This window comes from Vulgatibacter sp. (assembly GCF_041687135.1).
Taxonomy (GTDB): domain Bacteria; phylum Myxococcota; class Myxococcia; order Myxococcales; family Vulgatibacteraceae; genus JAWLCN01.
Genome location: NZ_JAWLCN010000017.1, coordinates 1 through 14385 on the forward strand (window position 1 = coordinate 1; position 14385 = coordinate 14385).

A 14385-nucleotide genomic window follows, 5' to 3' on the forward strand; every position below is an offset into this window, starting at 1 on the left:
TCTACCTGAGCCGCGATGGGGCATTCCGTGGCGGGGCTCTCGCGGGCCTCCGGCCTCCGGACCGCCGATCGCGGAAGGCGTTTCTTTCACAGTCTCTGACTCGAACGGCGGCGGCGTCGACGGCGGCAAGGCCGGCAGCGGCGGCATGGGTGGAACCGGTGGCACGGGCGGCAGCGGCGGCGCCGGTGGCACCGGCGGGTCGGAGGCGCCGGTGATCGACCGGATCGAGGTGCGCTGCGAAGGAGATCGCGGCGTGGGCTGCGGGGAGCTCGAGGCCGGCGAGACGGTGCAGCTCGTCGCAGCGGCGTACGATGCCGACGGCGCGGCGATCGAGGAGCTCGCCTTCACCTGGTCGAGCAGCGACGAGGCGGTCCTCCTCGTCGACGAACACGGCCTGGTCACCGCGGGCGGCGACGGCGCCGCGTCGATCCGCGCAACCGCCGGCGGCGCGACCGGCGAGGTCGGTTTCCGGGTGGGCATCCTGCCGGTGAAGAAGATCAACGCCTCCACCGGCATCGGCGGCGATCGGCCCAACGTCCTCGTTGGCCAGAGCGTGCTGGTCCAGGCCTGGGCCTACAGCGATCCGAGCGGCTTCCAGCAGAACGCGCAGGCGGAGCTCGACTTCGCCTTCTCGAACGAGAGCGCCGTCGAGATCCTCGAGGAGAGCCGGGAAGCCGACGGCGGCGAGACGGTCCTCGTCCGCATCCTCGCGGAGGGCGCGATCACCGTCACGATCACCAGCCCGCAGGGCGAGGGCGTCGAGGCGGCGCTCGTGATCAACGGGATCCCGGTGACCGTCGGCGCACCGGGCGCCTCCTTCTCCACGCTGGCTGCTGGCGCGAGCCTCGTCTGCGGCCTCGAGAGCGGCGCCGTCTCGTGCTGGGGCGAGAACGGCGCGGGCCAGCTCGGCGATGGGAGCACCTCCTTCGAACCGGTGCCGCATCCCGTCGCCGTCGCCGGCGGACACAGCTTCGCCGCGCTCACCACGGGCAACGACTACGCTTGCGCCCTCGACGACGGCGGCTCGGCCTGGTGCTGGGGCTCCAACTTCGCCGGACAGCTGGGCATCGAGGAGGCCGACGGCGAGATCTTCGACGTCGCCGTTCCCACCCTGGCGGCGGGTGGCACCGCCTTCACCTCCATTGACGCCGGCATCGGCCACACCTGCGCGGTGACGCCTGCGGGCAAGGCCTGGTGTTGGGGCTGGAACGGCAACGGCCAGCTCGGCAACGGCACCTCGGGCGAGGGGCGCTTCGGGCCCCAGGAGATCGCCGGGATCACCTTCACGTCGGTGCAGGCGGGCAGCTTCGCGACCTGCGGCCTCGACACCGTGGGCCAGGCCTTTTGCTGGGGGGAAGCGGGCGCGCACCTCGGCGCCCCTGCCGACGCCGAGGATCCGTGGGCGCCGGTCCCCACCCCGCAGGCGGTGGCGGGCAGCGTGCGCTTCTCCACGCTCACCATGGGGAGCGGACACGTCTGCGGTCTCACCGACGCAGGGGCCGCCCATTGCTGGGGCGCCAACTTCAGCGGCGCCGCCGGCTCCGCAGCGCCCGAGGTCCGGGAGCCCACCCCGGTGGTCGGCGGTCACAACTTCGTGGCGATCGCCGCCGGCGGCAGCCACACCTGCGCCATCGACGATGCCGGCGCAGCCTGGTGCTGGGGTGGCAACCACGCCGGCCAGCTCGGCGACGGCAGCTACGAGGGGCGCGGTGAGCCGGTGCAGGTGCTCGGCGGCCTCAGCTTCTCGTCGATCACCGCCGGCGGCGAGACCACCTGCGCCAGCGCCACCGATGGCACCGCCTGGTGCTGGGGCGGCTCGCTCTCCGGCCAGCTCGGCGCCGGCCTCGTCGGTACGGCGTGGCCGCTGCCGATCGCGGTGGAGGCAGCGGCGATCGACTGATCGCCAGCAGGAAATCCGGCGCAGGCGACCGGCGGCCCCGATGCAGGACGGGGCCGCGACGGGAGGGCTGCGCGCCAAGCGCGAGAGGAGTACGCAGATGAAGGTACGGATCGCCCCGCTGCTCGTCGCTTGCGGCCTCGCCGCCGCAGCATGCGATGGCTCGCCCCCGGAGCCGCAGCCCGCCATCGAGGAACCCGGTACGCAGCCACCGGTCGAAGAGCCCGCGGTGCTGCTGCAGCGCGATTGGGTCGCCCGGGGCTTCGGCGAGGTGCAGCTCCTGCAGCGCGTGGACCTCGACGGGGACGGCCTCGACGAGGTGGCGGTCGGTGCGCGGCGGGCGGTGGCCCTCGACGGCGGCGCAGGCGAGCAGCGCTGGTTCTTCGAGTGGGAGGCGGCGCCGTCCGATCCGCTCCACGCCTACGGCGACTACGCGATGGTGTGGGAGATCGAGCCGGTTGCACGCGCCGACGGTGGCGCGGATCTGATCGTGGTCGACGATCGCGGCAAGGCCTGGCGGGTCGACGGCACCGACGGCTCGCGGCAGTGGGCGGTGGAGCCCGATCTGCGCTTCCCCTTCGGCGGACCGATCACCGTCTTCGGCCCCGAGGACGAACGGCGCTTCTTTCCGAGCTATGGCTACGCCGCCTACGGCGTCGCCACCGGCGAGGTGGCGTGGGAATCGCCGCTGCCCACCTGGCCCACCTGGAGCCTGGAGGCGCGCCTCGCTGCAGGCGCACCCACCGGCCTCTTCGTCGCGCACCAGTACGACGGTTCCGCGGAGCAGCGGGCGAACGGCGAACACACCGGCGAGCGCGGGACGGAGGAGCCGGGGCTGCATGCGGTCACCGCCAGCGGCGAGCTCCTCTTCTCCCGTGCGTTCACGCCGGGGATCCAGCTCATGGCCATCGGGGTCGGTGATCTCGCCGGCACCGGCCTCGACGCAGCGGTGGTGGCCTTCGACGACGGCTCGGTGCTCGCGGTCGACCCTTCCGGCGAGACGATCTGGGAGAGGAGCCTCGCCCCCTTCGGCGGCGAGCCCGCGCGAACCCTCGTCCAGGCGCTCCTCGCCGAAGACGTGGACGAGGACGGCAGCGCCGAGATCTTCGTCGTCGCCCACGACGCGCACTACCTCGGCGCCCCGGTCGTTCCCTACGCCGTGATCGCCCTCGACGCCGACGGCGCCGAGCGTTGGCGCTACACCTACACCCAGAAGGTGTGGCAGGCGGCGATCGAGCGCATCGGCGGCAAGCCGGTCCTCGTGCTCGCAGCAGGCGCCAACGATTCCCACTCGAAAGGCGACGTCCGCTTCCTCGACCTCGATCCCGCCGCGTCGACCAGGCTCCTCCGCAAGATCGAGCCGACCCACGTCGCCACCAGCGCCGCCGTCGTCCGCCACGAGACCGGCGAGCGTCTCGTCGTCGGCTCCACCGACGGCATCCTCCGCAGCTACGACGCCGCGAGCGGCGACGCAGGCTGGGACCACCACCTCACCTCCTTCCTCTACGGCGTCGCGTCGGTGGAGGGCGAGGCGGGCACCGCAGGTGTGGTGGCGCGGGATCAGGCGGGAAGCATCGCCTTCCACGATTCCACCGGCGCGAAGCGCTGGGCGCACCGGCTCCAGGTCGGCCCCTACGGCTTCGCCACCGCTGCCACCGGCGGCGTGATCGATGGCGAGACCCTCGTCCTCGCCAGCTCCATCGGCTTTGCCGAGGATGCTCCCGGCCATCTCGAGGCCTTCACGCTCGAGGGGCATCGGCGCTTCACCACCAGCTACGAGGGCCTTCCCTTCGACCTGGTGATCGGCCGCTTCGAGGGCGCGCGGATCGCGGCGCTGGAGTCGATGCGGGCCGAGACCGACGTCTGCCGCCTCCTCCTCCAGGACGGCGGCGGCGCCGTGGTGCGCGAGATCGAGCTGGTCGCCTGCAGCGACGGCTCGCTCTTCGTCGGCGACGTGGACGGCGACGGCAGGGACGAGATCGCGGTCCACACCTGGCCTGCCGCCAGCGGCCAGCCCGCGTACCTCGCGCTCCTCGCCAGCGACGGATCGATCCGCTGGATGATCGACGAGATCGATCAGCTCACCGAGTGGGTGGAGCTGGTGCCGGGCGGCCTCGTGCACGGCGGCGTCCTCAGCGGCAACCGCGGCTTCGTGCTGCGCCGCGGGCTCGACGGCCTGCGCCACTGGTCGACGGTCCTCGATCCGCTCGCGGATCCGCTCTACCCGCAGGGCGTGGGGCGCGCCGGCACGGCGGTGAGCGCGGCGGTGGTGGACGATCTCGACGAGGACGGCGCCGCCGAGATCGCGGTCGCCGCCGCGTCGAACGGTCTCTATCTCCTCGACGGGGCCACCGGCGAGGTCCGCTGGGAAACCGTGACCGAGGACGCGGATCGCGCCGATCACCTGCGGCACGAGGGTGGCCTGCTCCGCTTCGTGGCGGCGGACGGTGAGAGGCCCGCCCATCTCCTCTACGCACAGGACGGGGGCAACGCCGGGCTGCGCAGCGCGGTCCTCGCCGTCTCGCTGGGGGGCGAGGTGATCGGCACCACACCGATCGACTCGGTGGCCACGGCGATCGTGCCGGTGCGGGGCTGGTCGGGCACGGACGGCGCCGTCGTCTCCGGCCTCTACAGCCTCTACGCAACCAGCCTGCAGCTCGACGGGAAGGAAGGCGCCGAATGAAGAACGGCCACGCGATCGCATGGCTCGCAGCCCTCGCCCTCTGCGGCGCTGGCTGCGGCGACGAGACGGGGGAGAAGAAGCGGGGGGGCGGTGCGACGCCCGTCGACGAGCCCTCGTGGGAGGGCCTGTCGATCGACGGCAGGCAGAGCAGCGATCTCCTCGGCGAGACGCTGCGGATGGCCGCGGGCACCTTCGGCCCGCAGGGCGCGGATGGCGTCGTCTACGCAGGGCGCGAGCTCCTCGTCGTCGACGAGGCGGGGGCGCCGATCTGGCGGGCGGGCTGGTCCGGCGTCTCCTCCGCGCCCTACGTCGCGGCCCACCGGGTGGTCGATCTCGCCGCGGTGGAAGCCACCGGCGACGGGATCTCCGACCTCCTCCTCGTCGACACCTGGGGCGAGGTCCATCTCCTCGACGGCATCGACGGAAGCGCGCGCTGGAAGCACCAGCTGGCGCAGGAGACGGTGGCGGATGGCGGCGCCATCTTCGGGAGCGAGGCGGAGCGGCTCTTCTACACCTCCTTCTCCGTGGGGCCGCTGCGGCTCGACACGGGCACCGTCGCCTTCCGGCCGGCGCTGCCGGGGCCGCCGATCTTCCTCGCCGCTGCGGCGCAGGGTGCGGGGGAGCCTTCGGTGGCGCTGGTCTCGGTGGAGCCCACCGGCGGCGCGCTGCAGCGGGACCTCTTCGTCCTCGGCCACGACGGCACGCTCCTCGCCGACTACGGCAGCGGCGGCTTCGTCACCGCGCTCACCGCTGCGTCCTTCGACGAGGGGGCGCAGGTGGCGATCGTCGGCGCCGACCGGGGCAGGCTGGCTGCGGTCGGCCTCGACGGCACCGAGCGCTGGTCGAGCAGCTTCGAGCTCCATCCCGATTCGATCGAAGGCTCGACCTACGTGGACGAGCTCGTCGCCAGCGACCTCGATGGTGACGGCGTCGACGAGATCGTCTTCACCTTGCGCGAGCTGCAGTGGGACGCGCGCACGGCGATCGTCGTCGCCGACGCTGCAGGCGCGGAGCTGTGGCGGATGCCGACCTTCGCGCCGGTCGAGCGGATCGACGTGATCGACGGAGCCGAGGGCCCTGCAATCGTGGCGATCCTCGGCAGGCGGGGCGAGGAGATGGTGGTCCTCGATCCGATGCCGGCGGCGGACACCGATCCGGTGCGCTGGCGCTACGCCGGCACCCGCATGATCACCTCCTTCGCGCCCCTGGCGGAGAAGCTCTTCGTCGGTGCGGAGGACGGCGTGATCCGCTCCTTCGATCCGGCGAGCGGCGCCGCGCTCCACGAGGATTACCAGGGCTTCTTCCAGATGGGCGCCTCCATCGCGGTCGGCGACACGCTCTTCCTCGCCGACGAGGCGGCGCGGCTCGCCGCGCGGGATCTCGACGGCGCGCTGCAGTGGCACACCCTCCCCGACGGCGCCGTGCCCAGCGTCCCCCGCGGCCTCGCCTCCTTCGGCGCTGCGGGAGAGGAGGAACTCGCACTCCTTCTCGGCAGGTTCACCACCGATCACGAGCTCGGGATGCTCCACCTCGTCGATCGGCAGGGTGCGACCCGCGCCTCGATCCCGATCGGCACCGTGCCCATGGAGCTGGCAGTGGCTGACCTCCACGGGGACGGTGGCGCCGACGCGGTGATCGTCGGCAAGAACGTGGCGCACATCGAGGCCGAGATCGTGGCGGTCGATCTGGCGGCCGGCGCCACGAAGTGGGAGGCCGCCCTCCCGCGCAAATGCGAGTTCGGCTTCGTCGCCGCGGGGGAGGAGGGCGCCGGGATCGGCTGCTTCACCGGCGTGGCCCCGCCCTTCGTCGCCTTCCTCGACGCCGACGGCAACGTGCGTTGGGAGGAGGAGACGATCGAGCGGCCGCATTGGGTCCGCCTCGTGGACGGCAACCTGGTCGTCGGTGGCGGCGGGATCGACGGCGAGGGTTTCGTCGCCAGCCGCGACGGCGCCACCGGCGAGCTGCGCTGGCAGACGGTCCTGCGCTGGGTCCCCGATCCGTCGGATCCACGGCGGCGGATCGAGGGCGCGAGCTGGTTCGGGATCCCGATCCCGGACCGGACCGGCGACGGCGCCGCCGAGGTGGCGGTGACCACCACCGCCGGCGATCTCTACGTGCTCGACGGCGCCACCGGCGAGGTGGTCTGGACCCTTCCCATCGCCGACGAGAGGGTGGAGCACACCGGGATGCAATACGGCGGTGCGCTCGCCCTCGTCCCGGGGAGCGAGGAAGCGCCCGCCTGGCTGCAGGTGGGGCTGGGCTCCTGGGATGGCAGCGACACCCTCTCGATGGCCGTCTCCCTCGACGGCGAGGTGCAGGCCACCTTCCCCCACGAGGGCACGGTTCGGGCGGTGCTGGCGGCGACGGAGGCCTCCGGCGCCGGCCGCGCCGTGGTGGTCACCTCCCTCGGCTCCACCCTCCACGGCATCGTCCCGGCGGCTCACTGAGGGGCTCCTCGCGCGCCTGCCCCGCAGCCGTGCGGGGCGGGCCGCGATCGCCGGGGTGGCCAGAAGCCTGCCCCTCGGGGTAGGACGGGCCCGAGCCAGCTGGAATCTCCCCGCAGCGGGGCCGGTTGGCACGGAGATCCATGTCTACGACCACCTTCGCATCTCTCGGCCTCTCGGCCGCCACCCTGGCTGCCCTCGACAAGGCGGGCTACCAGAACCCCACCCCGGTGCAGCACGGCGCAATCCCGCCGGCACTCGCGGGTCACAACGTCATCGGCTGCGCCGCCACGGGCACCGGCAAGACCGCAGCCTTCATGCTGCCGCTGATCGAGCGGGCCGCAGGCCGCAGGGGCACCACCGCCCTCGTGCTCGCACCCACCCGCGAGCTCGCGCAGCAGATCGCCGAATACGTCGACACCTTCGGCCCCGCGCGCGGCGTGAAGGCAGCCGTCGTCGTCGGCGGCCTCGGCATGGGCCCGCAGGCCTCCGCCCTCCGCGAGCGGCGGCACCTCGTCATCGCCACCCCCGGCCGCCTCATCGATCACATCGACCAGGGCAACGCCGATCTCTCCGGCGTCGAGGCGCTCGTCCTCGACGAGGCCGATCGCATGCTCGACATGGGCTTCCGCCCGCAGCTCGAGCGGATCCTCTCGCGCCTGTCGCGCCGCAAGCAGACGCTGCTCTTCTCCGCCACCATGGCGGGCGAGGTGGCGACCTTTGCCAAGCGTTACGTGCCCGATCCGGTGAAGATCGAGATCCACCGCAGCGGCACCACCGCCGAGCGCGCGGAGCAGAAGATCTTCCACGTCGAGCGCCACGAGAAGCCGGCGCTCCTCCTCGCGCTCCTCGGTGAGGATGATGACTCGACGCTGATCTTCGTGCGGACCAAGCACCGGGCCGACAAGATCTACAAATTCCTCAATGGCGCCGGCGTCAACGCCACGCGCCTCCACGGCGACCGCTCCCAGTCGCAGCGGCGCCACTCGCTGGACGGCTTCAAGGCCGGCACCTACCGCGTGCTCGTCGCCACCGACGTCGCCGCCCGCGGCATCGACGTGGAGCAGATCGGCCACGTGGTGAACTTCGACCTGCCGGGCGAGCCGCAGGACTACGTGCACCGCATCGGCCGCACCGCGCGCAACGCCGCGAGCGGCAGGGCGACCTCCTTCGCCGAGCCGGACGATCGCGCCGAGCTGCAGGCGATCGAGAAGCTGGTGGGCAAGCAGCTGCCCCGCGGCGTCATCCCCCGGGAGAACCCGGCGTTCGTGGCGGAGCTCGAGCGGCGCAAGTCGCAGGAGCGCGATCCCGGCGTACACGGCGGAAGGACCCGGGCGCAGCTCGGGCTGCCGCCGCAGGAGCCGGAGTCGCAGAGCCCGCGGGCGGGCAAGCCCCGTGGCGCGCGGCAGAGCTACAGGCCGCAGCGTGGTCCGGCGCCGAAGTCGCACGAGCGGCAGCAGCAAGGCGCCGCTGGCGGGCAGGGCGGCGGCGGCAGGCCCCCGGCGCGCAGCGGCGCACGTCCCGCCGGCGGTGGTGGCGGTGGCGGGCGCCCTGGTGGCGCCCGTGCCGGCGGTGGCGGCAGGCCGGGCGGAAGGCCCGGCGGCGGTCGGCCCGGTGGCGGCGCCGGTCGCCGCGGCGCTGCAGGCCGCGGGCGCTGATCCGGTAGCGCAGGAACGAGAAAGGCCACGGGAGACCGTGGCCTTTTTCATGGAGACGGCGGCCCTCAGCGCACCTCGAGGAGCTCGACCTCGAAGACCAGCGTCGAGTTGGGCGGGATCACCGGCGGGTAGCCGCGTGCGCCGTAGGCGAGATCGGGCGGGATGGTGAGCTTGCGGAGCCCACCGACCTTCATGCCGGCGACGCCCTCGTCCCAGCCCTTGATCACCTGGCCCGCGCCGAGGCCGAAGGTGAAGCCCTGGCCGCGGTCGCGGGAGCTGTCGAATTTGTCTCCGTTGGTGAGCGTGCCCACGTAGTGCACGGTGACGCGCTGGCCGCGCTTCGCCTCGGGGCCGTCGCCCTCGCGGATCTCCTCGATCTGCAGACCGGATGCGGTGGTCGTCATCTCGTCCTTCCTTTCGCTTCGTCGCGCGCACCGTGCGAGCGGATGGCGCACCCTAACCGCTGTCGCCGCTTCGCGCAGTAGCTGCGTCGTTCCGCGGATCCCAGGTGCAGAGGATGCCGCCCTCGGCCACCTCGTCGACGGCGCCGCAGAGGGGGTTGCCGGCGAGCTGCAGCCGCAGGAGCGCCGCCGCTGCGAGGCAGGCATCGAATTCGTCCTCGCTCGCCAGCGCCTCCTCGAGGCCGTCGAGGGCGACCTCCGCTTCCCGGATCCACCGCGCCTCGCGGAGCCGCGCGATCGCCGCGGCCCGCACCGTCGCCTGCGTCTTCGCCAGCGCCATGGAGGGCCAGGGGGCCTTCTCGCCGAGCGCCACGCCGTAGGCAGCCCGCGGGTAGATCTCCGCCAGCCTGACGCCGCCTTCCTCCAGCGCCGCTTCGAAGGGCCAGATCCGGAAGGAGAGGCCGGTAGCGCGGGCGGCGCCGAGCTCGCGCCAGAGCGCCTGCGCCGCAGGCCCCACCTGCCCGGGCAGGCCGAAGGTGAAGACCGATTTGCCCCCGCTGGCCCGCTCGCCCCTCCGCCAGAGATCGACACCCTGCTGCGCTGCTGCGGCGACGAAGGCCTGCAGCGATCCCTTCCCCGGCGGCGGGCGGAAGAAGGGGCGCGCCACCGACCACGCCGCTGCGCTTCCGCCCACCTCGAAGCACGCGGGCCGCGCGAGCGCCGCCTCGAGCCAGGGGACGAAGCCCGCCCCGGGATCGAGGCCGAACGGGCCTCGCGCTGCGGCGAGGTAGCTCGCTGGCAGGCCGAGGGGCGCGTCGACGCCGATGATCGCGTCGCCGTGGGGCGCCGCTGCCTCGACGAGCCGCTCGACGTTCCAGCCGCCTGCCGGCGGCGCGAGGCGCAGCACGCGGCGCGCCGCGGGCAGCGCGCCGTAGACCGCGCGGCGGCCCGGGGCGAGCGACCAATCGGCGCAGAGCAGAATGCCCGGAAGCTTCACCATCGCGGCATGGTGGCAGCGGATCGTCCGCAAGGCCACGGTGGCGAGAATGGCTGGCGAGGCGGCCGGAGGGCGACTCGATTACCCTCCTGCGATCTGCACCGGAGGTACCTGATGAGTTTGCATGCAGTGCGCCAGCTCCTGCTCCTCGTGCCCTTCCTCGCCGCCGCGGGCTGCAAATCGAGCAACGCCAGCAACAGCGGCCAGCAGCGCGACTTGCGCCTCACCATCGTGGCCAGCGGCTTCTCCCAACCCACCGACCTCCAATTCGTCCCCGGGGCGCCGGACCTGCTGCTGGTGCTGCAGAAGGAGGGCACCGCCGCGTGGGTCGACCTGGTGAGCGGAAGGAAGGGCACCATTCTCGAGCTGCAGGTGAGCACCGCCTCGGAGCTCGGCCTGCTCGGCCTCGCCTTCCACCCCGACTTCGCGCGGAACCGGAAGATCTACGTGAACTACACCGTGCGCGCGCAGCGCGGCGGAAACGAGAGCCGGATCTCCGAGTTCGTCCTGCCCGCCGGCGAACCGCTCGGCCGCGCCCGGAACGAACGGATCCTGCTCCGGCAGCAGCAGCCCTACGTCAACCACAACGCCGGGCAGCTCCAATTCGGCCCCGACGGCCTGCTCTACGTGGGCTTCGGCGACGGCGGGAGCGCCGGCGACCCGCAGGACAACGCCCAGGACCCCTCCACCTTCCTCGGCAAGATGCTCCGCATCGACGTCGACGGCACCGAGGGGGAGAAGCCCTACGCCGTCCCCGGCGACAACCCCTTCGTCGGCAGGGAGGGATGGCTGCCGGAGATCTGGGCCCTCGGCCTGCGGAACCCGTGGCGCTACTCCTTCGATCCGCGGGGGCGGCTCGTGGTCGCCGACGTGGGGCAGAACGCCTGGGAGGAGATCGACCTGGTGCAGTCGGGCGACAACCTCGGCTGGGACCACCGCGAGGGCTTCCACTGCTACGAGCCGCAGAAGGCGTGCAGGAGCGAGGGGCTCGTCGATCCGATCTACGAATACGGCCACGACGTCGGGCAGTCGATCACCGGCGGCTACGTCTACACCGGGAGCAGGATCCCGGCGCTCCGGGGAAAGTACCTCTTCACCGATTTCGCCAGCGGCAGGCTCTGGGCCCTGGAGCTGCCGAAGGAGCGGCAGCGGGTCGAGAAGGCGCAGGAGCTGGGCAGGACCGGCAGGGCCGTGGCCACCCTGGGCAGGGACGCGCGCGGCGAAATCTACCTCGCCGACTTCTCCTCGGGGGAGATCCTTCGGCTCGACGGCATCCCTTGAGCGAGAGGGCCGCTCCCGGCCATGGGGGTGCGGAACGTCGCACTATCGACAGAAGGCCTCCGTTCGTAGATCGTGCACCCAGTGGCGGCACCGGATGGCCGCCGGGGGATACGACGATGCGCGAACTCATGATGATGGTGGTGGCCGTCGTGGCCACGGTGGGTCTCATCGCCTGCGGCGGCGACTCCGACGACGGCAAGGGCGGCGGCACCGGCAGCCTCGACAGCAATCCCTGCTTCAAGGACATGCAGAGCGAGGCTTGCATGGCCTGTGCAATGGCGGCGTCGGAATGCTACGACGCCGGCATCTGCGCCGACGAGTGGGATGCCAACGAGACCTGCGGCGCCTCCTGCGACGACGCCAACGATCCGGATTGCTGCATGCAGGAGACCAAGGCCGTGGCGGCCTGCATGCGCGCCGAGTGCGACGACGGCGCCCCCTGCTACTACGGCATCTGACAACGAGCGCTCCAACTGCGGTGGTGCAGCGGCCCCGGATCGGAAACGGTTCGGGGCCTTTTCGTGCCCGGCGCGCTCGGTTGCCCGCCGGTGCCATGGCCGGCACGGCGGACGGCCGCCCGGAAGGAAAAAGGTGTGTGATTCCGGCACCTTTCTTTTTCTTTCCATTTGGGTAGGCTCTGTTGGGTGGTGAACAAACCAAACCAGCCCGGCCTGGGCGTCCCTGCCGATGCAGCGGAGAGCCGGCACCAACTCGAGGTGCGCATCGCCGCGCTGCGGGCGGAGCTGCACGCTGCCGAAGCGGCCCTGCACGCGCTCGACAGCCCGGGCATGGCGGCGGTGGCGACCGCCCCTGCAGCCGACGCGGCGGCGACCGTCGCCCGGGCGCTGGAGGCGCAGCGCCAGAGCGAGGAGCGCTTCCGGCTGATCCTCGAGAACGCGCCGATCGGCCTGTCGTTCATGGCCCTCGACGGCACGCTCACCCAGGTGAACGACAGGCTCTGCGACTTCCTCGGACGCGACCGCGCCGCGCTCCTCTCCCTGGGGTTCCGGCAGATCACCCACCCCGACGACCTCGAGGCCAGCAACGACGGCGTCGAGCGCCTCCTCGCCGGCCAGGCCACGCACTTCCAGGTGGAGAAGCGCTACCTGCGGCCGGACGGCTCCGTCGTCCACGGCCTCCTCAGCGTCGCCCTCGTGCGCGACCGGCACGGGGTGCCCCTGCATTTCATCGGGCAGGTCGCCGACATCACCGAGCAGAAGCGGGCCGAACGGCTGCTGCAGGAGCAGGCGGAGCAGCTCCGCGCGCTCTCCCTCGTCGACGAGCTCACCGGGCTCTACAACCGCCGCGGCTTCCTCTCCCTCGCGCAGCAGCAATGCAACACCGCCAGGCGCCACGGCAAGCGGGTGCTGATCCTCTTCGCCGACCTCGACGGGATGAAGGAGATCAACGACCGCCTCGGCCACGAGGCCGGCGACGCGGCGCTCTGCGCCGGCGCCGAGATCCTCCGGGCCTGCTTCCGCGACTCGGACGTGGTGGCGCGGATGGGCGGTGACGAATTCGCCGTAGCGGCGATGGAGGTCGCGCCGCCCACCACGCTCGACGGCTACGTGCGCCGGATCGAGGAGGCGGTGGCGCTCTTCAACGACACGAGCGGCCCCGCCTGGCAGCTCGCGATGAGCGTCGGCCTGGTGGAATTCGACCCGGCGGAGCCGAGGCCGCTGGCCGAGCTGCTGCAGCGGGCGGACGAGCTGATGTACGCGCGGAAGCGCGCCCGCAAGCTGACCCGGCGCAGCGCCTGAAACGCGAAACGGGCGGGGCCCATCGGAGCCCACGCCCGTTCACTGCTGCGGCTTCCGACTAGCGGCGGTCGAGGGCCGCGTAGTTCCGCGGCGCCGAGCCGACGTAGATCTGGTTCGGCCGGAAGATGCGGTTGTTCTCGAGCTGCTCGAGCCAGTGCGACAGCCAGCCCGACACCCGCGCCATCGCGAAGATCGGCGTGAAGAGGTCGGTGGGGATGCCGAGCTTCTGGTAGACGAGGCCGGAGTAGAAGTCGACGTTCGGGTAGATTCCCTTGCCGCCGACGCGCTCCTCCATCACCGACTCGAGCTTCACGGCGATGTCGTAGAGCGGGGTCGAGCCGTAGCGGGCGAAGAGCTGCTCGGCGAGGCGCTGGAGGATCTTCGCGCGGGGATCCTTCACCTTGTACTCACGGTGACCGAAGCCCGGGATCTTCCGCTTCGAGGCCATGGCCTTGTCGAGCCAGGGGACGACGTTCTCGACGGTGCCGATCTCGGCGAGCATGTCGAGCACGTCTTCGTTGGCGCCGCCGTGGAGCGGGCCGGAGAGGGTGCCGACCGCCGAGGCGACCACCGCGTAGGAGTCGGCCAGCGACGAGCCGGTCACGCGGGCCGAGAACGTCGAGGCGTTCATCTGGTGCTCCGCGTGGAGGATCAGGCACTGGTCGAAGATCCGGGCGTGGGTGCTGTCCGGCTCCTGCTCGTTGAGCATGTAGAGGAAGTTCGCGGCGTGGCTGAGCTTGTCGTTCGGCAGCACGTCGCGGTCGCCCCGGCGCATCCGCGCCCAGGCGGCGACGATGGTCGGGAGCTTGGAGATCAGCCGCACCGTCGCCCCGTACCGCTCCTCGGAGTTCATGATGTTGATGTGCGGGTAGAACATGCCGAGGGCGCCGACGGCGGCCATCAGCGCGTCCATCGGGTGGCCCGACTCCGGCAGCGTCTTCATCAGATCGATGAGCTTGTACTTCAGGCGCCGGTGGTGGACGAGGTCGTGGCTGAACTGGTCCAGCTGGTTCTTCTGCGGCAGCTGGCCGTTGAGCAGCATGTAGCTCGTCTCTTCGAAGGTGCTCTTCTCGGCGAGCTCCTCGATGGCGTAGCCACGGTAGAAGAGGATGCCCCGCTGGCCGTCGATGTCACAGACCTTCGACTCTGCAGCGGGCACGCCGGCCAGGCCGGGAACGTACGGGATCTTGGGCTCGGTGTTGTTTTCCATGTCCATCCTCCGGGCCAGGCCAAGGACCACAGCCGACCTTGGGGCCCGCGTTCT

10 protein-coding genes are annotated in these 14385 nt (G+C 72.0%); 7 read left to right on the plus strand and 3 right to left on the minus strand.

Features of this window, described 5'->3' with window-relative positions:
• Positions 1-145 precede the first annotated feature (145 nt).
• From ACESMR_RS23275 to ACESMR_RS23290, 4 genes are all read left to right on the plus strand, one after another.
• Positions 146-1900 carry an Ig-like domain-containing protein gene (locus ACESMR_RS23275; protein WP_373049529.1) on the plus strand — a complete coding sequence of 585 codons (1755 nt, stop codon included), beginning with the start codon at positions 146-148 and terminating at the stop codon, positions 1898-1900.
• 97 nt (positions 1901-1997) lie between these two features.
• Entirely contained in the window at positions 1998-4580 is a 2583-nt protein-coding gene (locus ACESMR_RS23280) for a PQQ-binding-like beta-propeller repeat protein (protein ID WP_373049530.1), read from the plus strand.
• Positions 4577-7027: a PQQ-binding-like beta-propeller repeat protein gene (locus ACESMR_RS23285; protein WP_373049531.1), complete on the plus strand. Its 2451-nt coding sequence runs from the start codon at positions 4577-4579 to the stop codon at positions 7025-7027. Before ACESMR_RS23280 ends, ACESMR_RS23285 begins: the two co-directional genes overlap by 4 nt.
• Before the next feature lie 140 nt (positions 7028-7167).
• Entirely contained in the window at positions 7168-8682 is a 1515-nt protein-coding gene (locus tag ACESMR_RS23290) for a DEAD/DEAH box helicase (RefSeq protein ID WP_373049532.1), read from the plus strand.
• Between the two features lie 65 nt (positions 8683-8747).
• Here the strand turns inward: ACESMR_RS23290 and ACESMR_RS23295 are convergent, their stop codons facing one another.
• Both ACESMR_RS23295 and ACESMR_RS23300 read right to left on the minus strand, forming a co-directional pair.
• Positions 8748-9086 carry an FKBP-type peptidyl-prolyl cis-trans isomerase gene (locus tag ACESMR_RS23295; RefSeq protein ID WP_373049533.1) on the minus strand — a complete coding sequence of 113 codons (339 nt, stop codon included), beginning with the start codon at positions 9084-9086 and terminating at the stop codon, positions 8748-8750.
• Positions 9087-9138: 52 nt separating this feature from the next.
• On the minus strand, positions 9139-10083 hold the full coding sequence (locus tag ACESMR_RS23300; protein WP_373049534.1) for a hypothetical protein: 945 nt from the start codon (positions 10081-10083) through the stop codon (positions 9139-9141).
• Positions 10084-10194: 111 nt separating this feature from the next.
• Here ACESMR_RS23300 and ACESMR_RS23305 point away from each other — a divergent pair, with 111 nt between their 5' ends.
• From ACESMR_RS23305 to ACESMR_RS23315, 3 genes are all read left to right on the plus strand, one after another.
• Positions 10195-11361: a PQQ-dependent sugar dehydrogenase gene (locus ACESMR_RS23305; protein WP_373049535.1), complete on the plus strand. Its 1167-nt coding sequence runs from the start codon at positions 10195-10197 to the stop codon at positions 11359-11361.
• 116 nt (positions 11362-11477) lie between these two features.
• The gene (locus ACESMR_RS23310; RefSeq protein ID WP_373049536.1) at positions 11478-11819 is read left to right on the plus strand and encodes a hypothetical protein; all 342 of its coding nucleotides are present in this window, start codon (positions 11478-11480) and stop codon (positions 11817-11819) included.
• A 186-nt stretch (positions 11820-12005) separates the two neighbouring features.
• The gene (locus ACESMR_RS23315) at positions 12006-13121 is read left to right on the plus strand and encodes a GGDEF domain-containing protein (protein WP_373049537.1); all 1116 of its coding nucleotides are present in this window, start codon (positions 12006-12008) and stop codon (positions 13119-13121) included.
• Between the two features lie 58 nt (positions 13122-13179).
• On the opposite strand, the gene ACESMR_RS23320 is transcribed toward ACESMR_RS23315, so the two are convergent.
• The gene (locus ACESMR_RS23320) at positions 13180-14331 is read right to left on the minus strand and encodes a citrate synthase (RefSeq protein ID WP_373049538.1); all 1152 of its coding nucleotides are present in this window, start codon (positions 14329-14331) and stop codon (positions 13180-13182) included.
• Positions 14332-14385 lie beyond the last annotated feature (54 nt).

What these genes read in the sequence shown, in the direction of transcription:
- ACESMR_RS23285 (WP_373049531.1), top strand. Translation starts at nt 4,577, where the DNA reads ATGAAGAACGGCCACGCGATCGCATGGCTCGCAGCCCTCGCCCTCTGC.
- ACESMR_RS23320 (WP_373049538.1), bottom strand. Translation starts at nt 14,331, where the DNA reads ATGGAAAACAACACCGAGCCCAAGATCCCGTACGTTCCCGGCCTGGCC.
- ACESMR_RS23310 (WP_373049536.1), top strand. Translation starts at nt 11,478, where the DNA reads ATGCGCGAACTCATGATGATGGTGGTGGCCGTCGTGGCCACGGTGGGT.
- ACESMR_RS23290 (WP_373049532.1), top strand. Translation starts at nt 7,168, where the DNA reads ATGTCTACGACCACCTTCGCATCTCTCGGCCTCTCGGCCGCCACCCTG.
- ACESMR_RS23280 (WP_373049530.1), top strand. Translation starts at nt 1,998, where the DNA reads ATGAAGGTACGGATCGCCCCGCTGCTCGTCGCTTGCGGCCTCGCCGCC.
- ACESMR_RS23305 (WP_373049535.1), top strand. Translation starts at nt 10,195, where the DNA reads ATGAGTTTGCATGCAGTGCGCCAGCTCCTGCTCCTCGTGCCCTTCCTC.
- ACESMR_RS23300 (WP_373049534.1), bottom strand. Translation starts at nt 10,083, where the DNA reads ATGGTGAAGCTTCCGGGCATTCTGCTCTGCGCCGATTGGTCGCTCGCC.
- ACESMR_RS23275 (WP_373049529.1), top strand. Translation starts at nt 146, where the DNA reads ATGGGTGGAACCGGTGGCACGGGCGGCAGCGGCGGCGCCGGTGGCACC.
- ACESMR_RS23295 (WP_373049533.1), bottom strand. Translation starts at nt 9,086, where the DNA reads ATGACGACCACCGCATCCGGTCTGCAGATCGAGGAGATCCGCGAGGGC.